We start from the raw sequence: 23,910 nt of genomic DNA on the forward strand, positions 1-23,910 counted from the left end.
CGTTCCCCGGCCGAGCCTGACACGAAATAGGGCGTGGAATAAGAGGCGCTGCGCGCGTAGCATCGGGGCAACCTGCCTCACTGACCCTGCCCTGGGAGAGAAACCAATGACCCGCACGACCTTGCGCTATGCCTTCGCCGTGACCCTGATGGCGACGAGCGGCGCCGTGATCGCCGCATCCGCCGTGGTGAACCTCAAAACCGTGCTCGCCGATCCCGGCCGCCCCGATGCCGACAAGGTTCGCGACGCCGATCGCAAGCCGGCCGAACTGATCGCCTTCGCGGGCGTCAAGGCCGGCTCGACCGTCGCCGAGCTCGGGCCGGGCGGTGGCTATTTCACGCGCATCCTGACCGGCGCGGTCGGCGCCAAGGGCCATGTCTATGCCATGGTCGGGCGCCCCTCGCCGGTGCTGAGCGACTATGCCGCCACCCACGCGAACCTGAGCGTCGTGTCGATCCAGCCGGGCGAGATCAACGTGCCGGCGCCGGTCGATGTCGTGTGGACGACCCTCAACTATCACGACTTCAAGAACAACAAGGTCGGCGACAGCGACGTTGCCGCGCTGACCAATGCCGCCGCGTTCAAGGCGCTGAAGCCGGGCGGCGTCTATTTCATCGTCGATCATCAGGCCGCGCCGGGGGCGGGGACGAGCGTCACCTCGACGCTCCACCGCATCGAGGACAAGGCGGTGATCAGCGAGGTCGAGGCGGTCGGTTTCAAGCTTGAGACGCGCAGCGCCCTGCTCGCCCACGCCGCCGACGATCACACGCTGGCGGTGCGCGAGACCGGCATTCGCGGCAAGACGGACCAGTTCATCCTGAAGTTCCGCAAGCCGAAGAAGTAATAGAGCGCTGCGCTATCCTCTCCCGCGAAAGGAGAGGAGGGGCCTCGTTACTTCCCGCCCTTCAGCAGCGCCTCCGCCAGCACGTCCATGTCGCGCACAGGATTGCCCGGGCCGGACTGGCGTCCCTTGAGAAACTCGTTGAGGACGCGGCGCCTGCTCAGCAGCCACCGGCCGTTCACCTTGCGCAGGTCATCCTCGTAGATGCCGTAGGTGCCCATCTTCATGCTGTCCTGCGGGCCGTTATTGGCCATTTCCAGCCAGAGCGAGCGTGCCCAGGCGTGGTCGCCCTCAACGCGCACGCTCGACTGCAGGATCACGTGGCGCAGCAGCGCCGGCTTGCCGTCCTCGGTATGGTAGAAGCGGCCGATGCCGGTCTGGAACTTCATCACCGCCTCACGGATCGCCGCGCGGCCCTTGCTGGTGCCGCTGGCGAATTCCAACTCGCCGTCCTCGGTGAAGGTCGCCACATAGGCGTCCCAGTCCTGATAATCGATGGCGAAGAGATAGCGCGCCATCAGATCCTCGATTTCGGCGCGGTCCTGCGCATAGGTCGGGCCATAGTGGGGCTGGGCATCAACGGTCATGGGCATTCCTCCTAGGAGCAGGGCGGCGACGAGCGCGGCCTTGCGAAACGGGCTGACGGACATTCGTTATCCCCTCTTGGTCTCTATTGCCGGGACGCGGGTGCTTCCCAGTCGGCATTGGCCCGCGCAATGACATAATGGTGGATCGCCTCGGCATCCTCGCGCGAGAGCGTGTCGGCGAAGCTGGCCATGCCGCGCTTTGCGCGCTTGCCGCCGAGCACGATGTCGAGGAACTCGCCATGCGTCTCCGGCGACATGTGGCGCAGGTCCTTGATCCCGCCGCGCGCCGCCGTGCCATGGCAGAGCGCGCAATGCGCCTCGTAGAGCTTCTCGCCCCGCGCGATCGTCTCTGGCGATGCGGTCACGGGAGGCGGCGCGCGCAATTCCGGCACCTCGAAATTGCCGCTGGGCGCCGGCAGCTTCGCCGTGCCGCCCAGCTTGAACACCAGCAGGCGCGGCTTGGAGAGCGACAGCTCGGCATAATGCGAGCGCTCGACATGGGCGAGGCCACCACCCCAGCCGGCATTGACCGCGATATATTGCTCGCCATCGACCATGTAGCTGATCGGTCCGGAGATCGGTACTTGCTGGACCGGCATCTCCCAGAGCTTCGCTCCGGTGTCGGCGCGATAGGCGACGAAGCGGGTGCCGATCGATCCCTGGAAGACGAGATTGCCCGCCGTCGCCAGCACGCCGCCGCTGCCCTTGTTGGGATGCTCCACGCGCCACGCCACTTTCTGCGTCAGCGGATTCCAGGCGGTCAGCCAGGCGCGGCTGTGCGCATCGGCATAGTCTGAGATCGTCTTCCGCTCGGCGTCGTATCCCGTGTAGCTGAGGCCGGTGCCGCGCGGACTGTCGGGATCCCACCCGGCAGCGCGGGAATAGCCCATATAGGTCTCCTCGGTCTCCAGATAGACGAGGCCGGTGCGCGGGCTGTAAGCGATCGGGTTCCAGTTGTGGACGCCGCCGGGGCCGGGCGAGACCAGCGCCGGCGTCTCGCCATAGCGCACCGCCGGATTCTCGATCGGCCGCTCCGTCTTCTTGTCGATGCCGGCCGCCCAGTTGATCGACACCAGCTTTTCGGCGGAGATCAGCTTGCCGCTCGTCCGGTCGAGCACATAGAAGAAGCCGTTCTTCGGCGCCTGCATCAGCACCTTGCGGATGCGCCCGCCGATCCGCAGATCGGCGAGGATCATCGGCTGGGTCGCGGTATAATCCCATTCCTCGCCCGGCACCGTCTGATAGTGCCACACATAGGCGCCGGTGTCGGCGTGCACCGCCACGATCGAGGCGAGGAACAGATTGTCGCCACCGCCCGGGCTGCGATAGGTCTGCGACCAGGGCGAGCCGTTGCCTACGCCGATATAGATGAGCTTGAGCGCGGGGTCATAGACGAGGCTGTCCCACGCGGTGCCGCCGCCGCCGGCCTTCCACCACTGGCCTGTCCAGGTCTTGGCAGCCATCGCCATGGCCTTGTTCTCGAAGCCCTTCGCGGGGTCGCCCGGCACGGTGTAAAAGCGCCAGAGCAGCTTGCCGCTCCCGGCATCGTAGGCCGTGACATAGCCGCGCACGCCCAGCTCCGCGCCGCCATTGCCGATCAGCACCTTGCCGTCGAACACGCGCGGCGCGCCGGTGATCGTGTAGGGCTTGCTGTTGTCGACCGTCTGCACCGACCAGACCGGCTTCCCGGTGCGGGCATCGAGCGCGATCAGGCGCCCGTCCAGCGTGGCGACGTAGATCCCGCCCTTCCAGGCGGCGAGGCCGCGCGAGACGATGTCGCAGCAGGCCAGCCGCCCGAAGCGCAGCGGCACTTGCGGATCGTAGCTCCACAGCTTGCGCCCGGTCTTGGCGTCATAGGCCGTGACGATGTTCCAGGGCTGCACATTGTAAAGTACCCCGTCGATCATCAGCGGCGTGGCTTCCATGCCGCGCTCGGTGTCGATGTCGGCATACCAGGCGAGGCCGAGCCGGCTGACGGTCCGGTCGTTGATCTGGGTCAGCGGGCTGAAATGCTGCTCGTCATAGGTCCGGCCGGTGCTCATCCACTGGCCGGGCTCCCTGTCGGCGGCAAGCATGCGCGGCTGGTCGACCTGCGCGGGGCCGTGGTCGCCGCTCGCTGCCGCCAGCATGAGCAGCGCGCCCGCAGCGAACAGAATGCGCGCACGCCCCCCAAAGCTCACTTTCCTCACGCTGCGCGAACCTCCGGCAGATCGCGCGCATCGGCCCAGAAGCCATGGACCTGTCCCACGCATTTGAAAGGCATCTTCACGCGCGCGACGGGGCCGGCGGCGACCTCCTTGGTGTCGATCAGGATGAGGTCCGAGCGGCCATGCTCCTTCAGGCTGTTGCCGATGCCGATCAGATAGCCGTCGCCCTCCGGCGCATCCTTCTTGCGCGGCACGAAGGTCATCTCGGACAGGGCATAGTCGGGCACGCTCGCCATCTGCACCTGGCCGGTCGCATGGTCGATCAGCGCCCAGCCGCTGCCGCCCGGCCCGAAACTGTTGAGATAGCCATAACGATAGGGAAGCGTGTGGTAGCGGTCATCCTGGCGCGAGAGCACGCCGCTGATCTGCGGATAGAGCGTCTGAACCTGGAAGCGATCGTCGCTCCGGCGGCGCAGATCGACCGTGAAACGGCGGATGCGTCCGGCGGCCTTGCCGGGATCGAACGGCTCGTGGAGACTGGGGAAGAAGGGGAATTGATTGCCCTCGCCGCCGTCCATGTCGACCGTCACCTTGTCGCCGTCCGACCACGCCCCCATGACATGGGTGCAGAACAGGTTCTGCCCCGTGAACCAGCGCAGGTCCTTGCCGTCGCCGCCCCGGCGCATGATGCCGAGATAGCAGGGCCGGGTGGAATCGTAGGAGAAATGGACGCCGCCCGCGCGGATCCGGTCCATGTCCGCGACCATGTTGGTGAGGTAGAGGATGATGTGCTTCTGGGTGACCGCGAAGTCGTGCATCATGCCGGCATAGGGCGCCTGCACCTTCGTGCTCCAGTTGACGCTGCCGGAACGGTCGGCCGAGAAGAGGAAGATGTCCTTCGAGGCGAGACCGGTCGCCTCGTATCCGAAGCTGACATATTCGCCGGTGACGGGATCGATCTTGGGATGCGCCGTGTGCGTCTGGCTGTCGAGCTTGCCGCCGAACGTATAATAATCGTCGATCGTCTCGAGCGTATGCGGGTCCATATAGACGGGCGGGCTGTCCTCCTTGAACGCTAGCAGCTTCTGGTGATGGACGAAGAGTTGCGTGTTCGCCGTGCCGCGGCTCAGCCCCTTGACGCTGGGATCGTCGGTGAGGGGATTGCGATACATGCCGAACAGCGAGCGACGGGCCGCATGCTGTGCCTTCCAGCGCTGTGTCTTCGCGTAGCGCGTGCGATAATCGACATGGCCGCCCCTGATGCGAAACATCGAGACATGGCCTTCGCCGTCGAAGCCGATGTCGCCGGCATAGCGGTCCGGCTTGGGATATTGCGGATCCGGCCCGACGCGGAAGAAGGTGCCGTCGAGATCGTCGGGCAGCTTGCCCTCCACCTCGCAGTCATAAAGGTCGATCTCGGCGCGATTGTTGGTGCCGGCCGGGCCGCCGCCAAAACTGCGCGGGTTGTCGGGGAAATCGATCTGCCGGGGCAGGGACGCTGAATCCGCCGCCCGGACGGGGCTGGACTCTCCCAGTCCGGCGATCGCCGCGCCCGTGCCGATCGCCGCGCCAAGGAAGGCGCGGCGATCGACGCCGGGCGGCGCGGATAAATTATCTGATTCCCTGGCCATCGGTATGGCTCCTCCCCTTGTTCCCCGCAGCTTAGCTGTGTGTACCGAATTGACAACTACAACCATGAGGTGCCGCCACCTTGTTTCATGCTTCGAAAGGGCCTGTTCCGGGCGTTGTAAATGTCTCCAGAAACAGCGCTGAATTTCTCTCCTAATCGAGTTGAGTTTCCTTCCGTCGACCGCCAGCAGAACTTCCGATGCGGGCAAGTCTTCTAAACGGCGCTCCCTACAGTGTGATTGATAAGAAGAAACGGGAGATAGGTTGACCGTGGAAGCGGGCTGCCCATGCGGCAAGCCGGCGGCGGTCTGCCCGGAGTGCGCAGGTCATGCGCGATATAGGGGAGGTATGAATGAGAGCGTTCAAGACGTCTACGGCAGTGTCTGTTCTGGCCTTGTTAGCGGTACCAAATATCGCCTGGGCCCAGGGCGCCGAACAGCCGCAACAGTCGGCCGAAAATACCGATCTCGGTGAAATCGTCGTTACCGGTTCACGCATCGGCCATTCCACCTTCAATTCGCCGACGCCGGTCACGGTGATCAGCGGCGACACGATCCAGGCTCTCGGCCAGGTCAATATCGGTGAAACGATCCAGTCGCTGCCGCAGAACGTCTCCAAGTCGTCGGATACGAACACCGGCCTCACCGCCACCATTCAGAACATCAATGCCGGCGCCAACATTGCCGATCTTCGCGGTCTGAACCCCAATAACGGTGTCCGGACCCTGACGATGATCGATACGCGGCGTGTCGTCCCCTCCACCACGGGCGGCGCCGTCGACACCAACATCATCCCGTCCATGCTCGTGAAGAGTGTCGAGACGGTCACGGGCGGCGCATCGGCCGCTTATGGCACGGACGCGCTCGCGGGCGTCGTCAACGTCATCCTCGACAAGGAACTGAACGGCATCAAGGGCCAGGTCGACTATGGCCAGACCTTCCGGGGCGACGGCAAGACAACGCACGTCTCGTTCGCGGCGGGCACCGGCTTTGACGGCGATCATGGCCATATCATCTTCGGCGCGGAATATCAGAACAGCGGCGTGGTCGGCGACTGCGTCTATGTCCGCGAATGGTGCGCCAAGTCGCCGGACACGTTCGACAATCAGTTCTTCGCGACGAACAAGCTGCCGCGCACCATCCGCGGCGATAACGGCGCCTACACCAATTACGCGCTCTCGACGGTCATCCGCATGACCACCCTCGGCCCGCGCTTCAACCCGCTGCCGCTGCGCGGCCTGGTGTTCAATGATGCGGGCACGCAGGTGCTGCAATATGACGCGGGCCAATACACGTCGAACAGCGGCTTCGGCGAGCGCCAGGGCGGCACCTGCACGCTCGACTGCTCGCCCTGGTCGGAAGTCCAGCTTCGTCCCGAGGTCAAGCGCCTGTCGCTTTTCTCGCATGCGGACTATGAATTCTCGCCCAAGCTCAAGGCGTTCATCGAAGGATCCTATGCTTCGCGCGCCTCGCACGTCGCGGGCATCTCGCTCGGGCCGTCCTCGGGCACGCCGATCCGTTCGGACTATTTCTACCTCAAGGGCGTCACTTATTATGATCAGGCGAGCGGCACCAACAAGCTGCTGTCGGATCTGATCGCGGCCAACCCATCGAGCCAGCCGACCATGAACGGCATCTCGCAGGCGCCGGGCGTGCCGACCACCGCGCTCTTCATCGCCAAACATATGCGCAACGTTCCGGGCACGCGCCAGTCGGTCAACACCGACATGGGCACCTGGCGGATCGCCACCGGCCTGAAGGGCGACCTGGACATCTTCAACGGCCTGAAGTGGGATGCCTATTATCAATATGGCCGCACCACACAGGACGTTGTGGTCACCGGCAACCGCGTGAACCGCTTCTTCATGTATGCGCTCGATGCGGTCGATCAGGGCCTGGCCACCACCGGCGTTGCCAACGGCGTCGCTGTCTGCCGCGCCACGCTGCCCGGCCCGGCGAACACCTCGACACCGGCCGGCTTCGAGCAGCACTGGAACCAGGCTGATGCCGCAGGCTGCGTCCCGCTGAACATCCTGGGCAAGAACACGGAAAATCCGGCCGCCATCGCTTATGCCTATCGCGACGCGACCGAGCGCTTCACCTACAATCAGCATGTTGCGGCACTCAATGTCAGCGGCGATGTCTTCGACGGCTGGGCCGGTCCGATCAGCATCGCGCTCGGTGGCGAGTATCGCTTCGAGAGCGGCGCGACGACGCACAACAAGCTGCCGTTCAACGTGACCAACACCAACAGCCCGTTCGGCAACGACATCAAGGGCGATCTGAAGATTCTCGAGACCTACGGCGAAGTGAATCTGCCGCTGCTCAAGGATTTCCCGATCGCGCAATATGTCGAGCTGAACGGCGCTGTCCGCGAAACCTTCCAGACCAACAAGGACGGCACGAGCGGCAATTCCAAGAACCTCAAATTCACCACCTGGAAGGCCTCGGCGATCTGGGATGTGACCGACTGGCTGCGGTTCCGTGCGACCCGCTCGCGTGACGTGCGCGCGGCGAGCTTCACCGATCTCTACACCAATCTGCCGACGGTGGATCCGGGCCCGCCGGCCGGCGGCGTGCCGAACTGGTATATCCCGCCGAGCAGCTATCCCAGCACGGTCGTCAACGACTTCGCGAAGGTCACCTACCCGGCGAACTTCGCGCTGAAGCCGGAAGTCGGCAACACCTTGACGGTGGGCGTCGTCTTCCAGCCGAAGGGCTTTGCGACGGGTCTGCGTCTGTCGGTCGACTATTATCGCATCGACCTGCAGGGCGCGATCGGCGTGTTGACGGCGAATGACGTCTTCGCGGCCTGTTACAATGCGAACAGCTTCTGCGACAAGATCCTGGCCGCCGACGGCACGCCGTTCAGCCAGCTGGCCGTCAACGATCCGAAGCGTCAGGATGTCGGCACGGTCATCCGCGGCGCCAACAATATCGGTTCGGTGCTGACGGAAGGCTGGGACGTCGAGCTGCTCTATTCGCTGCAGCTCGACAAGATCGCCGCGTCCCTCCCGGGCCGGCTGACCCTGCGCGGTCTGGCGACGATCAACGACAAGATGATCGTCGACCCGAACACGACGGACTCGATCAAGGGCGTCGATTATCACAATCAGACGGGCGGCTCGGCCTTCTCCGGCTTCACGGCGCCGTCCAAATATATCCTGACCAGCTACGCCACCTATGACATTGGCGGCTTCAGCATGACCTGGGATGCCAAATATATCCCGAGGGGCATCTACGACGTGCGCAAGAGCACCTCGCTGCCCTACACGGATGGCTTCAGCATCAACAACAATGACGTGGGCGCCCGGCTCTATATCGGCCTGTCGACCTCCTACCGGTTCAATCTTGCCGGCGGGAAGCAGAATGCGGAATTCTTCCTGTCGATCCGCAACCTGTTCGACCGCGATCCGCCGAGCACGCCGAGCAACGTCAATGGCTCGTCGGGTTATGTGGCGGGCAATGGCGGGCCGACCAACCCGGTCTTCTACGATACGCTGGGTGCTCGCTGGCGCGCAGGTGTCCGCGTCGCCTTCTAAAAAATCCTTGCAAGGAATCTTCGGCCACGGCGCACCTCTCCTCGGTCGCCGTGGCCGATTTTTTCCTGATGATGAGAGAAGGCGCCTTTCGCGCCTAGCCCGCCAGTCCCAGCGTCGCCCAGTCGAGGGTAAGAGCCGTGTCGCCGGCTTGTGCGGGGGCAGCACCGGCAGGTCGGATGATCAGCGCGTTGGCCTGCGCGGCGGCGCGCATTGCGGCGCTGTCCTGATAGCCAAGCGGCGTGGCGATGCCGTCCTTGAGCGTTGCGCGGATGAAATCGGTGCGATTGCCGACCCCAGCCATGTCCGCACCCAGCCGCGCGGCCTGGGGTCGGGGAACCGCATCGGATGCGCCGGCCAAATGACGGACCAGCGGGAGCAGGAAGAGCGCGCCCGTTACCAGCGCTGAAACGGGATTGCCGGGGAGACCGATCACGATCGCCCGATCGAGCCGTCCGACGATCAGCGGCTTGCCCGGCCGCATCGCGATCCGCCAGAAATCGATGCTGCCGCCTGCCGCTTCCAGTGCCGGACGGACGAGATCATGATCGCCGACCGAAGCGCCGCCCGATGTCACGATGATGTCCGCCTCGCCGGCCGCGCGCAGGGCGTCGGTCAGGGCCGGCAGATCATCGGGGGTCAGCCGCTCGTCAAGGATCGTGCCGCCGGCGCCTTCGATCATCGCGCGCAGCATGATGCCGTTGGAGGCGGGCAGCTTGCCCGGCGGGCAGGGCGCGCCGGGCGGCACCAGTTCGTCGCCCGTGGAGAGGATTATCACGCGCGGACCGGGGCGCACCGGCAGCTCGGCATGGCCGGCCAGCGCGGCGAGCGCGATCTGCGGCGGACCAAGGCATGTTCCGGCGGGGAGCAACAGGTCGCCCAGGGCAAAATCGCTGGCCCGGGGCCGCACATGGCGGCCGAGCTCGCCCGGCCCGTCACCGGTCATGCGTACCGTTCCGACCCGCGCCTCGACATCCTCTTGCAGCACGACCGTATCCGCGCCGGCGGGCATGGGCGCGCCGGTGAAGATGCGCATGGCCGTGCCCGGCGCGATCGCCTGCGCCGGGGGCACAGCCCCGGCCGCCATCTCGCCGGCCAGCGTCCACGGGCCGGGAATGTCGGCATAGCGCACGGCATAGCCGTCCATCGCCGAGAGGTCCGTCCACGGCTGATCGCGCCCTGCGAGGAGCGGCTCGGCGAGATAGCGGCCGATGGCCTCTCCGAGCGGCATCGGCCGGGCGGGCAATGGCGTCGCCAGCGCGAACAGCCGCGCCTGCGCCTCCTCGACCGGGAGCAGGCTCATGCCGCGGCTCCGTCGATCATGCGGCGGAAATAGACGACGCGTTCGGTCTCTTCGAAGCCGATCGCACTGTGAAAGGCGTGGCTGGAAAGATTGTCGAGCAGGGCATCGGACGCAAGCTCCGCAGCGCCGCGCGCGCCACCCCAGCGCTTCGCTTCCTCGACGAGCGCCCGCGCCACGCCCTGGCGGCGATGACCGGGCGCGACATAGATGCCTTCCAGGAAAGCGACGGGTGATCCGTCGCAGCCGTTCACATAATCCCGGCGGAGCGTGACTTCGGCAAAGCCGATCGGCTCATCCCCGTCAGCACATGCGATCAGGACAAGATAACTGGGCTCCGCGCCAATCATGTCTGGCGCCAGGATCGTCAACTCGTCGATCGAACTATCCGGCCAGAGTGCCAGGCGAAGGGATTCGATTGACGCCAGATCGTCAAGCGAGGCAGGCACGATCCGCATGGCTCACGCCGTCCAGTCGCCGGACTTGCCGCCGGCCTTGGCCGAAACATGAATGTCACCGATTGTCATATGCTTATCGACCGCCTTGAGCATGTCGTAGAGGGTCAGCAAGGCAGCGGAAACCGCCGTCAGCGCCTCCATCTCGACGCCGGTCTTGCCGCTGGTCCTGACTGTCGCGGTGGCAGTGGCGCCCGTGGCATCGAGTGCCAGATCGAGCGTGATACCGGTCAGCGGCAAGGGATGGCACAGCGGGATGATCTCGCTGGTGCGCTTGGCGGCCATGATCCCGGCGATGCGCGCGGCGGCGAACACGTCGCCCTTGGCGGCGCTGCCCTCGGCAATGGCGGTGCGCGCCGCGTCGTTCATGGCGATGCGGCCGGTCGCGGTCGCGGTGCGCGCCGTGTCGGCCTTGGCGGTGACGTCGACCATGCGCGCCGCGCCGGCCTCGTCGGTATGGCTGAGCTTGCTCATGCCCGGAACCTCATGCGCCGATCAGCGCGCGCGTCGCCGCCTCGACATCGGCCTGGCGCATCAGGGACTCGCCGACGAGGAAGCAGCGCACGCCATGCGCGGCCATCGCGTCGAGATCGGCACGCGAGCCAAGACCGCTCTCCGCGATGAAGGTTCGGTCCGCAGGCGCGCGGCCCACAAGCTCATAGGTTCTCGCAAAATCGACTGTGAAGTCCTTCAAATTACGATTGTTCACGCCGATCAGCTCGGACTTGAGCAGAAGCGCGCGGTCCAGCTCCGCCTCGTCGTGCACCTCGACCAGTGCGTCCATGCCGAGTGCCATCGCCACTTCCTCGATCTCCAGCATCTGCGCGTCGGAGAGGGCCGCGACGATGATCAGGATCGCGTCCGCGCCGATCGAGCGGCTCTCCAGCACTTGCCAGGGGTCGACGATGAAATCCTTGCGCAGCACCGGCAGCGAACAGGCCGAGCGCGCCGCCACCAGATAATCCTCATGTCCCTGGAAATAGGGTGCATCGGTCAGCACCGAGAGGCAGGCGGCGCCGCCGGCCTCATAGGCGCGGGCATGGGCCGGCGGATCGAAGTCGGCGCGGATCAGCCCCTTGGACGGGCTCGCCTTCTTGACCTCGGCGATGAGGCCATAGCCATCGAGCGCCGCACGATCGAGCGCCCGGCGGAAGCCGCGGGGCGGCGTCTGGCCGGTGCAGCGCAACTCCAGCTCGGCGAGGCCGGTCTGGGCCTTGCGTGCCGCCACTTCCTCGCGCTTGGTCGCGATAATCTCGTCGAGCTTGTTCATCGATAGGCGATCCAGCAGTTGAGCAGGGCGTTGGCAAGCCCCTTGTCGATCGCCTCGGCCGCTTCCTCAACACCTTCAGCCAATGTGTCGACGGCGCCCGCGACCATCAGGGCGGCGGCGGCGTTGAGTAGAACCGCATCGCGATAGGCGCCCGGTTCGCCGTGAAGCAGGGCTCGCAGCGCGGCAGCATTATGCGCCGGATCGCCACCACGGATCGCCTCGAGCGGATGGCTCGGCAGGCCGGCGTCGGCGGCGCTGATCCGACGCATCGCGACAAGACCATCGCCGCGCACCTCCGCGACGTCATTGCCGCCGGCAAGGCTGAGCTCATCCAATCCCTCATCGCCCGAGATCACCATGGCATGCTCGGTGCCGAGCGCGGCCAGTGCCTGCGCATAGATCGGCACATAAGCCGGCCGGGCAATTCCGATCAGCTGACGCGTGACCCCGGCGGGATTGGCGAGCGGCCCCATCAGGTTGAAGATCGTGCGTCGGCCGATCGCCTTGCGGATCGGCCCGAGCCGCTTGAGCGAAGGGTGGTGCGCCTGCGCGAAGAGGAAGCAGATGCCGATGTCGGCGAGGCTGCGCTCGGCATGGCGCGCGGCGGCATCGAGATCGAGCCCCAGCGCTTCCAGCGTGTCGGCGGCGCCCGCCTTGGAGGATGCGGCGCGATTGCCATGCTTGGCCACCGGCACGTCGCAGGCCGCGACGACGAGGCTGACGGCGGTCGAGACATTGAGCGTGTGATGCCCGTCGCCGCCCGTGCCGCAGACATCGATTGCCCCTTGCGGCGCCGCGATCGGAATGAGGCGCGCGCGCATCTCGCGTGCGGCGGCGGCGATCTCGATATCGGTCTCGCCGCGCTCGGAAAGCGTCACCAGGAACCGCGCGATCGCTTCCTCGCTCACCTTGCCGTCGAGGATCGCCGCAAAGGCGTGCGCGGCTTCGTCCGCGGCGAGCGGCGATGCTGGATCGGGCAGGGCGGTCAGGGCAGTCATAACGGCGTCCATAGGGGCGGTGACGCCGAAATGTCGAGCCGTTCGAGCGCGTGGAACGCGAAATGCTCGGCATGCGCTGCGAGGCCGGACAACGGAGCATTCGGGATATTACGCATTATTGCCCTGTCAGTCGGAGCGTATCTGACGGGTAGCATCGGCGTACACGCCATGCCTGCCGATCCGAAAGGCCGGCCGGGCAGCGCCGGTTTCGATTGAGGAGAAGCTTTTCGCTTTGCCGTGTGCTCATGGAGGATGCCATGAATCGCTCGATTTCCCTGCTGGGTCTCTCCCTGTTCGTCGCGCCGCTCGCCGCCTGCGTGGACGACGGCTATGGCGTCATGTCGGTGGGCATGTCCTATCCCTATTCCGGTTATTATGACGGCTTTTACGGGCCGATCTATGATGGCTATTGGGGCAGTAACGGCTTTTTCTACTATCGGCAGAACGAGCGCGACCGGTTCCGGCGGGGCGGGCATGACCATTTCCGCAGGGAGGGGAATATGCCCGGCGGCAACTTCCGTCCCATGCAGGGCAATGTGCGGCCGGACGGACGTGCGCATATGCCGCATTTCGATGGCGGGCGCGGCCGCGATGGCCGGCCCGGTCGGGATGAAGGCGGGCACGATCACCACTGACAGGCTGATGGCGGCGTGACGCGGTGAGAGGGGGACGTTAGGCCCGCTTCTTCATCGTCACGCCCGCCGCCCTTATGGAGTTGGCGGATCGCGAGAAAGCGGGAAAGGCTCGCTACAGGGCGGCCTGCTCGGACTCCACATCGGCCTCGGGGATATCCACGATCCGCCAGACGACCGGCACCTTGCCGCCGCCTGCCTTGCGTCCGCTCATATCCGCTTCGAGCCGGCCGCCGCTTTCCTGCGCGTCGTGCACCAGCCCCCAGCCGATGTCCGCCAGCCGCGCCTTGACGCGATTGACGTAGCCCGGAAGCTCGGTCCGCTGCCAGGAGAGATAGACGAACCGGTCCTGGGGCCGCCCGAAGGCGAAGGGACCGAGGAACACCGGCGGCTGCGTTTCATCCTCCGCCGCCGCGACCCGCAGCTCGAAATCGAAGGCCAGCTTGCCGTCGTCCCGCAGGACGCCCTCGTGCAGCTGCTCCTTGTTGTCCTGCAGACCGAAACGGACCGCGCTCCCATCCCCATCGGGCGGCTTCGGATCGTCACGCAGCAGGCGCATCTTGAGCGCGGTCGTGGCTGCCATCAGGCGCGCTCGGCGACTTTCATGCCCGCCGCCGTCATGAAATTGGCCAGCATGGCGTGGCCATGCTCGGTGGCGATGCTCTCGGGATGGAACTGGACGCCGTGGATCGGCAGGCTCTCGTGGCGGAAGCCCATGACCGAGCCGTCCTCGCTGGTCGCATTGATCAGCAGGCTGGCGGGAATATCCTCGACGATCAGCGAGTGATAGCGCGTCGCGGTGAAGGGCGAGGGCAGGCCCGCGAACAGCCCCGTGCCATCATGGCGGACGGGCGACGTCTTGCCATGCATCAGCCCGCCACGCACGACCCGCCCGCCGAAATGCTGGCCGATCGTCTGGTGGCCGAGGCAGACCCCGAGCAGCGGCTTGCCCGCATCGGCGCAGGCCGCGACGAGATCGAGGCTGATGCCCGCCTCATTCGGTGTGCAGGGGCCGGGCGAGAGCAGGAAGGCCTCGGCGCCTGTCGAGAGCGCCTGGCCCGCCGACATGGCATCGTTGCGCACGACTTCCACCTCGGCACCCAGCTCCATCAGATAGTGGACGAGGTTCCAGGTGAAGCTGTCATAATTGTCGATGACGAGGATCATGGCTTCGCATCTAGGGCGCGGGCGGGTGGTGCGCAAGACGCGAGGCAGGCTATAGGGACAGCATGACCGACAGCGACGATCCCATCATCCTGCTCACCACCGGCGGGACCATCGACAAGCTCTATTTCGACGCGCTCAGCGAATATCAGATCGGCGAGTCCATCCTGCCGCGCCTGTTCGCCATGGCGCGGGTGACGCAGCCGTTCGAGATCGAGGAAGTGCTGCGCAAGGACAGTCTCGAACTGAGCGATGCGGACCGCGCCCTGATTGCCGCGCGGGTCGCGGCCGCGCCGTCCTCGCGGATCGTCATCACCCACGGTACCGACACGATGACGGAAACGGCGCGGGCGCTGGCGGACATTCCCGGCAAGACGATCGTGCTGGTTGGCGCGCTGGCCCCGGCGCGCTTCGTGGAGAGCGACGCGACCTTCAATCTCGGCATGGCCTTCGCCACCGCGCAGGTGGCGCCGCCCGGCGTCTATATCACGATGAACGGGACGGTGTTCCGCGCGGATCAGGTGGTGAAGGACCGGGAGCGTGGGGCATTCGTGAAGACCCGGTGAGGTCTACTCCGCCATGAATTGCGCCACGTCCGCGATCCAGTATTCCGGCCGGAACAAGGTGCCGTGCCCCCGCGTCTTGTCGCTCGCCGACACCAGCACGAAGCGCGCATGCGGCATCCGCGCCACCGCCTTGTCGGCGATGCCCAGCGAGACCGGATTGACGAGATCGTCGGCGAAGTTGATCCACAGCAGCGGCGCGCTGATCCGCCCGAGCTTGTCCCAGGGATTGTAGGTTCGCGAGGCGTCGGTCTGGTAGATCATGTCATTGGCATCGCGACCCGACGCCAGGCTCGCCGCCATGCCCTGCTCGACGAACGCGTCCGCCGCCGCCCGCGTCGGATAGCCGGTCTGTAGATTGAGCGCGCTTCCCGACATCAGCATCTGGATGCTCGTCGCGGTGCGCAGACCGGCGAGGGGCGGCGTGGTGTAGTTGCCCCCCTTCCACAGCGGATCGGCCTTAATCGCGTCGATCGTCAGCTTGCGCTGCATCCGGTTCTGCCCGGCGACTTCGACCGGATAGGCACCGATCGGGATGAACTTCTCCGCGAACTCGGGATAGGTCGTCGCCCATTGGAAGGTCATCATGCCGCCCATCGACATGCCGATGATCGCCTTGAGTTTGCGCACGCCGAGCTTCGCCAGCATCGCCTTCTCGCCCTCGACCATGTCGGCATAGTCATAGGCGGGGAAGGCCATGCGCAGCCCGTCGCTCGGCTTGGAGGAGCCGCCATGGCCGATCGCGTCGGGCAGGATCACATAGTAACGGCTCTTGTCGAACGGCGCGCCGGAGCCGAACAGCGCGGTGCCCAGCGGCTCGCCGAGGAAGCTCGCGCCATTGCCGCCGGTGCCGTGGAGCGCCATCACGGCATTGTCGATCTCGCCGCGGGCATTGCGATGCGGCGTGCCGACCGTGGTCCAGGCGAGCGTCAGCTCAGGGAGCTTCGCCCCGTCATGAAAGACAAAATCCCGGACGGTCAGCGTCTCGTCCCTGCGGGTCGCATCGCCCTGGGCGGAGGCCGGCGCGCTCATGACAAGCGCGGCGACGGTGACGACGGCTGAAACGACTGCATGAAGGCCCATGCTCCTCTCCCCTCTGCCTGAGGCGTTTCAGCAATCCTGCCCGCACGCCTCGTCCTGGTCCACCTCGATCTGGATGGTGACATGGTCGATCCGGAAATGCGCTTCCAGATCCCGCGTGAGGCCGCGGATGAAGGCATTGCCGGGATGGCCGCCGGGCATGAAGAGATGGGCGGTCAGTGCCGTCTCGGTCGTGCTGATCGACCAGATATGCAGGTCATGCACGTCCGCGACGCCGGGCTGGCCGCGCAGATAGACCGCGACCTGGCCATGATCGATATTGGCCGGCACGGCGAGCAGGCTCATCTTGACCGCATCGCGCAGCAGCCCCCAGCTCCCGGCAGCGATCACCAGGATGATGACAAGACTGGTCAGCGGGTCGATCCAGAGCGCGCCAGTGAGCATGATCAGCACCCCGGCCGCGACCACGCCGAGCGAGACCAGCGCATCGGCCGCCATATGCAGATAGGCGCCGCGAATATTGAGATCGCCATGGCGCCCACCCATGAAGAGCAGGGCCGTGCTGCCATTGATGACGATGCCGATCGCCGCGACGATGATCATCATGAGGCTGTCGACCGGCGCGGGTTCGAGGAAGCGCTGCACCGTTTCCAGTGCGATGGCTCCCACTGCGACCAGCAGCAGCGCCGCATTGATCAGCGCCGCGAGGATCGACGAGCTTTTGAGGCCATAGGTGAAACGGTGGTTCGGGCTGCGCTTCGAGAGGATCGTCGCGCCCCAGGCGATCAGCAGGCCGAGCACATCCGAGAGATTGTGCCCGGCGTCGGCGACCAGCGCCATCGAGCCGGAGAGGATGCCGTAAGCGCCCTCGATGACAACGAAGCCGGTGTTGAGGACGACGCCCATCGCGAAGGCACGGCCGAAATCCGCCGGAGCGTGGCCGTGACCCGGGCCGTGATGATGGCTATGCTCGTGCCCATGCCCATGATCGTGTTCATGGTCGTCAAGGTCATGGTCGTGATGGCGGTGTGCCTCCATGCCGCCTGCCTATCAGAGCCTGTCTCGCGCTCCAAGTCGTGCGCGTCACTTCAATGCCGCGAACCAGTCGTCCATCATCCCGGTCAGTCGCATCAGCACCGAAGGCGCATAATGATAGGCATGGCCGAGCATCTCGGTCTCGGTGACGATGCCGCTGAGGTCGATCGTCTCGATATGCGCAGGATGCCGAGCAGCCGCGGCGCGCCACAGCGCGTTGAAGGCCCTGTCGCGGGCCTTGAGCTCGGCGCCGGTCAGATGTGGCAGTACATTATGGAAGTGGTCCGGCGCGTGCTCGGGGGGCAGGAACAGCAGCAGCTTGCGGTCGCTCGCTACGATGAACGCGCACATCGCCTCGAGGGCCCGGGTATAGACGGCCGGCTCGATCCGCGTCGCCACGTCGTCCCAGCGCCAGTCCATATAGTCTATGGCGGCATTGTAGACGAGGAATTCCGGGAAGGATCGTTCCTCGTAGTTGCCCGTCACCATTGACGACATCTTGAACACACGGGGAATATTGTCGAAGTCGATCTCGTCCTTGAAGCGGCTGTAGTGATGGAAGCCGCCGGACATGCAGTCGCTCATCACTCGCAGCCGGATCTTCGACCAGTCGCGCGGTGCCTGGGCGGACAGGATCTGCTCCCGCACCTCTTCGAACGGCACATAGCGGATCGCAGCCGAGGATTGGGCGGGCAGCGGTCTGGCCAGGAGGGAAAGGTCGATCTCGCCATAGCGTTCCTGGAGCGCCCTGATCAGGAAGTCCTCGACGCCCATGTGCATGATCCGGCACGAAAAGGCGAGGTGGACCGGCCTGCGCGTCCAGCGGTGATACACCACCGTCCCAACCAATCCCTCCAGCCCATGATGACCGTATTTGTCCCAGATGAAGGCGCAGAACACGTCATAGTCGGTGACGTTCATCACCTGCTCGCGCAGAGTGCCGGGGACGATGCGGGTTTTGGTGTAGTTGAGCGGATCGGCACGGTTGATCAGCTCCTCGATACGCTCGACGAAGCTCAGATTGTCCATCCGCGTCGTGTAGGTCGCGCAAATATCGCTCTGCAGCAGGAAGTCGGCATCCGAGAGGGAGCGACGGTCCGCGACCCGCGCCTCGAGGATGCGATAGTCTGCGATGCGGTTGCCGGCGATCGGTGGCTGGTCGAGCAGCCGCAGCAGCATCGCGTCGCACGCTGGCGAGCCGGCAAGCGCGACATGGAGGCCGGGCGCAGCGGCGGCGGCTTGGGCCAGCCCGCCCTCGTCGCTGTCGATGAAAAGCACATTGCCTGCCTCGAGCAGCATGTCCTCGATCGTCTGCGCAACCACCTTGCCTTTCGGCTCGGCGCCGATGTGCGGGAATACCAGCTCGTCCCACAGGCCGGCCGCTTCGAGCCGGGCTTTTACCGTCTCGAAATCGCCTTCGGCGCAGATCGCCGACACGATGCCGCGTTCGTTGAGCGCGTGCACGATGCCGGCGTCCAGCCGCCAGGGCGCGCCATCCAGCCCCCAGATGATCAACTTCGCCTTGAAGTGATCCTTGGCAGCGGAGGCGAAGAAATCGCCGATCGCCCTTGCCGTGATGGCCAGCTCCGCCGTCAACCTGCGCAGCAGTGCCTCGTCGAGCAGCTCATTGGCACGGGTGCGGTGGCCCATGCGGTGCGTGAGCAGGGCGAGGCCGAGCAGCGCGGAGTCGTCGAGGGCAGCGAGATCGCCGACATGGCCCTCCGGGAAGAAGGCGAGCAGCAGCAGGCTGTGAGCCTTGGCTGCCAGTTTGGGCGGAACGGCTCCGGCTGTCCCGATCGCGAGTGCCGCCTCGCCTTCGGTGATCGCGTCGAGTAGCAGCGCGACCGCTTCGACCAGGAGCACCTGGCCCGGCTCGGAATCCCAGAGGTCGGGCCGGGTGTCGGCCTCGGCGAGGATCGGCGCCAGCGCGTCCGGTGCCTTGCGGGCCAACGCGTCGTGGGCGAGGTCGAGATAGTCCGCGTCTGACAGGCTGGCTTGCGCCGCCCGGATCGCTGTCGCCTGCATTGGTTGCCGGTCCCTTTCTTTTGGCAGGCCGCAGCGCTACCAAAACAGGGTTAACTCGCCGTAAACCGTTATTCTGCGGCGTTCGCTACTGGCCGAAGCCCGCCTCGCGCGCGATTGTCACGGCCTCGCGCGCCGCCGCGATCAATGCGCCGGACTTGGCCTCGCATTCGCGCTGCTCGTAGGCCGGCTCGCTGTCCGCGACGATGCCGGCGCCGGCCTGCACATGCATGACCCCGTCCTTCACCAGCGCGGTGCGCAGCACGATGCAGCTGTCCATGTTCCCGTCGGGCGAGAAATAGCCGACGCCGCCGGCATAGGGCCCACGTGTCTCGGGCTCCAGCTCGGCGATGATCTCGCAGGCGCGCACTTTGGGCGCGCCCGACACCGTGCCGGCCGGGAAACCGGCAAACAGTGCATCGAGCGGATCGCGCCGTGGATCGAGCTTGCCGACCACGTTCGAGACGATGTGCATCACATGGCTGTAGAACTCGACCGTGTAGCTGTCGGTCACCTTGACACTGCCCGTACTGGCGACGCGCCCGACATCGTTGCGGCCGAGGTCGAGCAGCATCAGATGCTCGGCGCGCTCCTTGGGATCGGCCAGCAGCGAGGCGCGGTTCTCGGCATCCTCGCTGGCCGTCTTGCCGCGCGGACGGGTGCCGGCAATGGGTCGGATCGTCACCTCGCCGTCGCGCACCCGCACCAGGATCTCGGGACTGGAACCGGTCAGCGCGAAGCCCGGCAGGTCGAGATGATAGAGGAACGGCGAGGGATTGATCCGCCGCAGCGCGCGGTAGAGATGGATCGGCGGCAGGGTGAACGGGGTGGTGAAGCGCTGGGCCAGCACGACCTGGAAGATGTCGCCGGCGATGATATAGTCTTTCGCCTTCAGCACCATGTCGCGATAATGCTCCGGCGCGACGACCGGCGTGACGGCGATGTCGGCCGGGTCGATGTCCGGGGCCTGCGCGGCTGGCAGCGGCTTGGCGAGCAGCGCGGCGGTCTCCTCGATCCGGTCCTCCGCGTTGGCCAGCGCCCGATCGATATTGGCGCCGATGTCGCCGACTTCGCCGGCCCAGACCGGCGCAACGAGGTACAACGCATCGGCCAGCCGGTCGAACACCAGCACCACCGTCGGCCGGACGAACAGCATGTCCGGCGTGCCGAGGCCATTGTCGGCCGGGCGGGGCAGCTTCTCGACAAGGCCGATCGTCTCATAGGCGAAATAGCCGACGAGGCAGGCGAGCGCGCGCGGAAGGGCCGGGTCAACGTCCGCGCGGCACTCGGCGACGAGCGCACGCAGGGCGCTGAGCGGGTCGGTTCCGAGCGGTATGAAGGCCTCTCGATCGGTGCGCCATTGGCGGTTGATCTCGCAATCTGTCCCGGTCGCGCGGAAGACGAGGTCGGGCGCGAGGCCGATCAGGCTGTAGCGCCCGCGCACCGATCCGCCCTCGACCGATTCCAGGATGAAGTCGCCGCGCTCCGGCTCGATGAGCTTGAGCGCCGCCGAGACGGGCGTCTCGGTGTCGGCGATGATCCGCTGCCAGACGAGCGCCGAGCGTCCCTGCGACAGGGCGTCACGGGCGGTGGCGATGCTGTCCTGCGCGTTGGTCAAGCGGCGGCCCTATTGCGCTGCCGCGGCGCCATTGGCCTGGCGCAGTGCCGCCTCGACCGTGGCGAAGGCGGCCTGGTTGCGCTCGACGCCCAGGTCGTTCTCGATCGCGACGAGGAACTGGCGGGCATATTCGCCGCCGAGCACGTTACTGAGGCCCGCCTTGGTCGACTGCATGAGCTGCGGGATCTTGGTCGGGTCGTTGGGCGTGATCTTGTCGAGCCGCACCACCAGGAAGCCCTGGCTGTTATCGAGCGGCAAAACCTTCGTCGCGCCGACATTGATCGTGAACAGCGCCTGGAGCGGCGGCGGGATCTTGCCATTCTCCTGATTGTTGATGTCGGCGCGCCGGGCGTGGAGCTTCTGCTGCGGCACCGTGGCGGGAATGCCGAGCTTGGCGAGGATCGCCGCGGGATCGCCGCCGCGACCCAGTTCGGCGGCGAGCTTCGTCGCCACTTCGCGCGCCTGGCCGGCCCCCTTGGAGAGGCCCCAGGCGATCTGCACGGCGGCCTTCACCTCGGCATAAGGCGGCGGACCGGCGGGCACGACCTCGCCGACCGCCAGCACGGCGGCTTCCTCATCCGGCTTCACGGGCACGATCTGCGGGTCGTCGTCGGACGACATCGCGAAGCCCTGCTTGAGCAGCGCCGTCAGCGTCGGGTCGGCCTTGAAGTCCGGATCCTTGAGCGCCTTGCCGTCCTTGATGATGAACGGTGTCTCGACGATCTCGAGGCCGTTCGCCTTGGCCAGCTCGGCAAAATTCGCGCCTTCGCCCAGCTTGCCGTCGAGCTTGTTCAGAAACTCGCTGAAGAGCTGCTTCTGCTTGGCGGTGCGTGCCTCCGGGATCAGCTCTGCCTTGGCCTGCTCCAGCGTCTTGCCGGGGATGTCGCGCACCTCCTCGACCCGCAGCACCGCCCAGCCGAGCGGCGCGCGGATCGGGCCGATGATGCCGCCCTTGCCGGCGGCGAAGGCGGCCTTGGCGATGTCGGCATTGGTCTGCGCCGCGAGCTGGGTCTGGTCCACGCCGTCGATGCGCGTCGCCGACAGGCCCAGGGTCTTGGCCACGTCGGCGAGCGGCGTTCCGGCCTTGGCCTTGGCGGCGGCATCCTTGGCGGCGGCTTCGCTGGTGAGAATGAGCTGGCTCATGTCGCGCGACTGGCGCGCCTGATATTGGGCTGCCTTCGCCTTGTAGGCCTGGACAAGCTCGGCATCGGTCGGCGTCGCGGCCGCCTCGAAGCGGGCGAGATTGATCGTCGCGTAGCGCAGGCGGCGCTGCTCGGGCACGGCGAACTGGCCGCCATTGGCGCGATAATAGGCCTGCAGCTCGGCGTCGCTCGGCGGCGTCTTGGGCGCGAAGGCGGCCGAGGGGATGGCGTACATGCCGCCGTCGCGTTCCTCGATCAGCATGGCCGCATAAGGCGGCACCATGCCGTCCGGCGTGCGCGCGCCGGCCGAGACGGCGCCGAGCATCTGCTGCTGGAGGATCTGCCCGGTGATGTCGGTGCGCATGTCCTTCTCGCTGACGCGGCGCTGGGCAAGGAGCTGACGGAAGACCGTCTCGCTGAAATTGCCGGTCGCGTCGACGAAGGCGGGATTGCTGGCGATCTGCGCATCGATCAGCTTCTTGCTGATCCGCATGCCATGCTTGTCGCCATAGGCGATCAGCGCCTGGATGCCGATCAGCTCGTCCGCGACACGGCGCAGGCCGCCCTGGCTGATGAACTGGTCGATCGTCAGCGTGGGCTGATCCTCGCGCATCCGCTCGAACACGAGCTGGGCGCGCGCCTGCAGTTCGTTCACCGTCAGCGCCCGGCCGCCGACCTTAGCGACCTCGCCTTCGCTGGGCGCACCGAGCACGCCGATTCCGCCCGATCCCTTCATGTCGCCGATCACGAACGCGAGGGCGATCATGCCCAGAAAGAGCACGGCGATCGTGCCGCCCCATTTGGAGCCGATAATGCGCCGGAAGAAATTCATGTCGTTGCGATCCAGAAGCTGTCGGGCAGAAGATTGGCGCTCGCTTTAGGGCGGGGCAGGGGCGGCATCAAGCGTGAAGGGCGCGAGGCACTGGACAAAGCTTTCGAGCCCGTCCAATCGCTCGGCAACTGACAACGGACTTTTACTGGGAAAGGAAGGCGCGGGAATGACCGGTCGACGCAAGCTCATCGCGGGAAACTGGAAAATGAACGGCCTCAAGGCCCATTTGAGCGAAGTCTCGGCGATCGCCAAGCTTGCGGGTGCGCGGGATGACATCGATGTCGCGCTGTTCCTCCCCGCGACGTTGATCGCGGCGGCCGCGCCCCTGGCGGACGGTGTCCTGATCGGCGGGCAGGATTGCCATCAGGCGCAATCCGGCGCCTATACCGGCGATATCTCGGCGGCGATGCTCGTCGAGGCGGGTGCCGGCGCCACGCTGGTCGGTCATAGCGAGCGGCGCGCCTATCATGGCGAGACGAGCGCCGATGTCGCCGCCAAGGCCGCCTTCGCCCATGGCGCCGGCCTCAAGGTCGTCCTCTGCGTCGGCGAGACGCTGGAGACGCGCGAGCTGGGCGACGAGGAAGCGCAGGACTGGGTGGTCGATCAGCTCCTCGCCTCGCTGCCGGAAGGGGCCGATCCGGACTGGCTGACCATCGCCTATGAGCCGGTCTGGGCGATCGGCACGGGAAAGGTCGCGACGCCGCCGCAGATCGCCGCGATGCACGCCACGCTGCGCGCGGCGCTGGTCGCCAGGCTCGGCGAGAAGGGCGCGGCCATGCGCCTCCTCTATGGCGGCTCGGTCTCGGGCGACAATGCCGCGGATATCCTCCACCTGCCCGATGTCGACGGCGCGCTGGTCGGCGGCGCGAGCCTCTCCGCGGCAAAGTTCGCGCCGATCATCGCGGCGGCCTGACCGGCATCGCCTTTCTCTCCCCGGTTTGTGGCGGGGAGGGGCAGCCAAATGAAGCCAAACGGAAAGTCGCTCGACAGATAAACCCGGCTTATGATCGGCGCGTCTCGCCTTATTGGACGCGCCGGCCGGCGCGCGATATCCGACCGGATTGTGGGAAACGGATTGTCAGGATCGTCCGGCGGC

20 protein-coding genes are annotated in these 23,910 nt (G+C 66.1%); 5 read left to right on the top strand and 15 right to left on the bottom strand.

Features of this window, described 5'->3' with window-relative positions; all coding sequences use genetic code 11:
* Nucleotides 1–106: 106 nt before the first annotated feature.
* Nucleotides 107–844 (top strand): class I SAM-dependent methyltransferase, encoded by a 738-nt coding sequence (locus KK488_RS11745; protein WP_214623728.1) that lies wholly within the window; start codon nucleotides 107–109, stop codon nucleotides 842–844.
* 47 nt (nucleotides 845–891) lie between these two features.
* On the opposite strand, the gene KK488_RS11750 is transcribed toward KK488_RS11745, so the two are convergent.
* From KK488_RS11750 to KK488_RS11760, 3 genes are all read right to left on the bottom strand, one after another.
* Nucleotides 892–1,428 (bottom strand): nuclear transport factor 2 family protein, encoded by a 537-nt coding sequence (locus KK488_RS11750; RefSeq protein ID WP_214623730.1) that lies wholly within the window; start codon nucleotides 1,426–1,428, stop codon nucleotides 892–894.
* A gap of 83 nt (nucleotides 1,429–1,511) precedes the next feature.
* The gene (locus KK488_RS11755) at nucleotides 1,512–3,557 is read right to left on the bottom strand and encodes a PQQ-dependent dehydrogenase, methanol/ethanol family (protein WP_214624026.1); all 2,046 of its coding nucleotides are present in this window, start codon (nucleotides 3,555–3,557) and stop codon (nucleotides 1,512–1,514) included.
* A gap of 56 nt (nucleotides 3,558–3,613) precedes the next feature.
* Nucleotides 3,614–5,206, bottom strand: coding sequence for a carotenoid oxygenase family protein (locus tag KK488_RS11760; RefSeq protein WP_214623732.1), 1,593 nt, complete (start codon nucleotides 5,204–5,206; stop codon nucleotides 3,614–3,616).
* Between the two features lie 350 nt (nucleotides 5,207–5,556).
* Between KK488_RS11760 and KK488_RS11765 the strand changes: the two genes are divergently transcribed.
* On the top strand, nucleotides 5,557–8,745 hold the full coding sequence (locus tag KK488_RS11765) for a TonB-dependent receptor domain-containing protein (RefSeq protein ID WP_214623735.1): 3,189 nt from the start codon (nucleotides 5,557–5,559) through the stop codon (nucleotides 8,743–8,745).
* 94 nt (nucleotides 8,746–8,839) lie between these two features.
* On the opposite strand, the gene KK488_RS11770 is transcribed toward KK488_RS11765, so the two are convergent.
* The 5 genes from KK488_RS11770 to trpD are packed head-to-tail and all read right to left on the bottom strand — an operon-like array spanning nucleotide 8,840 to nucleotide 12,765.
* On the bottom strand, nucleotides 8,840–10,045 hold the full coding sequence (locus KK488_RS11770; RefSeq protein ID WP_214623737.1) for a molybdopterin molybdotransferase MoeA: 1,206 nt from the start codon (nucleotides 10,043–10,045) through the stop codon (nucleotides 8,840–8,842).
* Nucleotides 10,042–10,500: an aminoglycoside 6'-N-acetyltransferase gene (gene aac(6') / locus KK488_RS11775; protein ID WP_214623739.1), complete on the bottom strand. Its 459-nt coding sequence runs from the start codon at nucleotides 10,498–10,500 to the stop codon at nucleotides 10,042–10,044. Before aac(6') ends, KK488_RS11770 begins: the two co-directional genes overlap by 4 nt.
* A 3-nt stretch (nucleotides 10,501–10,503) precedes the next feature.
* Nucleotides 10,504–10,971 (bottom strand): cyclic pyranopterin monophosphate synthase MoaC, encoded by a 468-nt coding sequence (gene moaC, locus KK488_RS11780; protein ID WP_214623741.1) that lies wholly within the window; start codon nucleotides 10,969–10,971, stop codon nucleotides 10,504–10,506.
* A 10-nt stretch (nucleotides 10,972–10,981) separates the two neighbouring features.
* Nucleotides 10,982–11,767 (bottom strand): indole-3-glycerol phosphate synthase TrpC, encoded by a 786-nt coding sequence (gene trpC, locus KK488_RS11785; protein WP_214623743.1) that lies wholly within the window; start codon nucleotides 11,765–11,767, stop codon nucleotides 10,982–10,984.
* Nucleotides 11,764–12,765, bottom strand: a complete 1,002-nt coding sequence (gene trpD, locus KK488_RS11790; protein ID WP_214623745.1) for an anthranilate phosphoribosyltransferase — start codon at nucleotides 12,763–12,765, stop codon at nucleotides 11,764–11,766. The genes trpC and trpD overlap by 4 nt, the downstream gene beginning before the upstream one ends.
* 257 nt (nucleotides 12,766–13,022) lie before the next feature.
* Between trpD and KK488_RS11795 the strand changes: the two genes are divergently transcribed.
* Nucleotides 13,023–13,400 (top strand): hypothetical protein, encoded by a 378-nt coding sequence (locus KK488_RS11795; RefSeq protein WP_214623747.1) that lies wholly within the window; start codon nucleotides 13,023–13,025, stop codon nucleotides 13,398–13,400.
* Nucleotides 13,401–13,512: 112 nt separating this feature from the next.
* On the opposite strand, the gene KK488_RS11800 is transcribed toward KK488_RS11795, so the two are convergent.
* The gene (locus KK488_RS11800; RefSeq protein ID WP_214623748.1) at nucleotides 13,513–13,980 is read right to left on the bottom strand and encodes a DUF5990 family protein; all 468 of its coding nucleotides are present in this window, start codon (nucleotides 13,978–13,980) and stop codon (nucleotides 13,513–13,515) included.
* Nucleotides 13,980–14,564, bottom strand: a complete 585-nt coding sequence (locus KK488_RS11805; protein ID WP_214623750.1) for an anthranilate synthase component II — start codon at nucleotides 14,562–14,564, stop codon at nucleotides 13,980–13,982. The genes KK488_RS11800 and KK488_RS11805 overlap by 1 nt, the downstream gene beginning before the upstream one ends.
* Before the next feature lie 62 nt (nucleotides 14,565–14,626).
* Here KK488_RS11805 and KK488_RS11810 point away from each other — a divergent pair, with 62 nt between their 5' ends.
* Complete coding sequence (locus KK488_RS11810) at nucleotides 14,627–15,127, top strand: asparaginase domain-containing protein (protein WP_214623751.1); 501 nt, start codon at nucleotides 14,627–14,629, stop codon at nucleotides 15,125–15,127.
* Between the two features lie 3 nt (nucleotides 15,128–15,130).
* Here the strand turns inward: KK488_RS11810 and KK488_RS11815 are convergent, their stop codons facing one another.
* From KK488_RS11815 to KK488_RS11835, 5 genes are all read right to left on the bottom strand, one after another.
* On the bottom strand, nucleotides 15,131–16,207 hold the full coding sequence (locus tag KK488_RS11815) for an alpha/beta fold hydrolase (protein WP_214623753.1): 1,077 nt from the start codon (nucleotides 16,205–16,207) through the stop codon (nucleotides 15,131–15,133).
* 27 nt (nucleotides 16,208–16,234) lie between these two features.
* Nucleotides 16,235–17,203, bottom strand: a complete 969-nt coding sequence (locus KK488_RS11820; RefSeq protein WP_214623755.1) for a cation diffusion facilitator family transporter — start codon at nucleotides 17,201–17,203, stop codon at nucleotides 16,235–16,237.
* A gap of 45 nt (nucleotides 17,204–17,248) precedes the next feature.
* Nucleotides 17,249–19,225, bottom strand: coding sequence for a hypothetical protein (locus KK488_RS11825; protein ID WP_214623756.1), 1,977 nt, complete (start codon nucleotides 19,223–19,225; stop codon nucleotides 17,249–17,251).
* An 85-nt stretch (nucleotides 19,226–19,310) separates the two neighbouring features.
* Nucleotides 19,311–20,840, bottom strand: a complete 1,530-nt coding sequence (gene trpE, locus KK488_RS11830) for an anthranilate synthase component I (RefSeq protein WP_214623758.1) — start codon at nucleotides 20,838–20,840, stop codon at nucleotides 19,311–19,313.
* A 9-nt stretch (nucleotides 20,841–20,849) separates the two neighbouring features.
* Nucleotides 20,850–22,814: a peptidylprolyl isomerase gene (locus KK488_RS11835; protein ID WP_214623760.1), complete on the bottom strand. Its 1,965-nt coding sequence runs from the start codon at nucleotides 22,812–22,814 to the stop codon at nucleotides 20,850–20,852.
* Nucleotides 22,815–22,980: 166 nt separating this feature from the next.
* Between KK488_RS11835 and tpiA the strand changes: the two genes are divergently transcribed.
* Nucleotides 22,981–23,727: a triose-phosphate isomerase gene (tpiA, locus tag KK488_RS11840; RefSeq protein ID WP_214623762.1), complete on the top strand. Its 747-nt coding sequence runs from the start codon at nucleotides 22,981–22,983 to the stop codon at nucleotides 23,725–23,727.
* Nucleotides 23,728–23,910 lie beyond the last annotated feature (183 nt).

The organism is Sphingobium nicotianae (assembly GCF_018603885.1).
In the GTDB taxonomy this organism is placed as follows: domain Bacteria; phylum Pseudomonadota; class Alphaproteobacteria; order Sphingomonadales; family Sphingomonadaceae; genus Sphingobium; species Sphingobium nicotianae.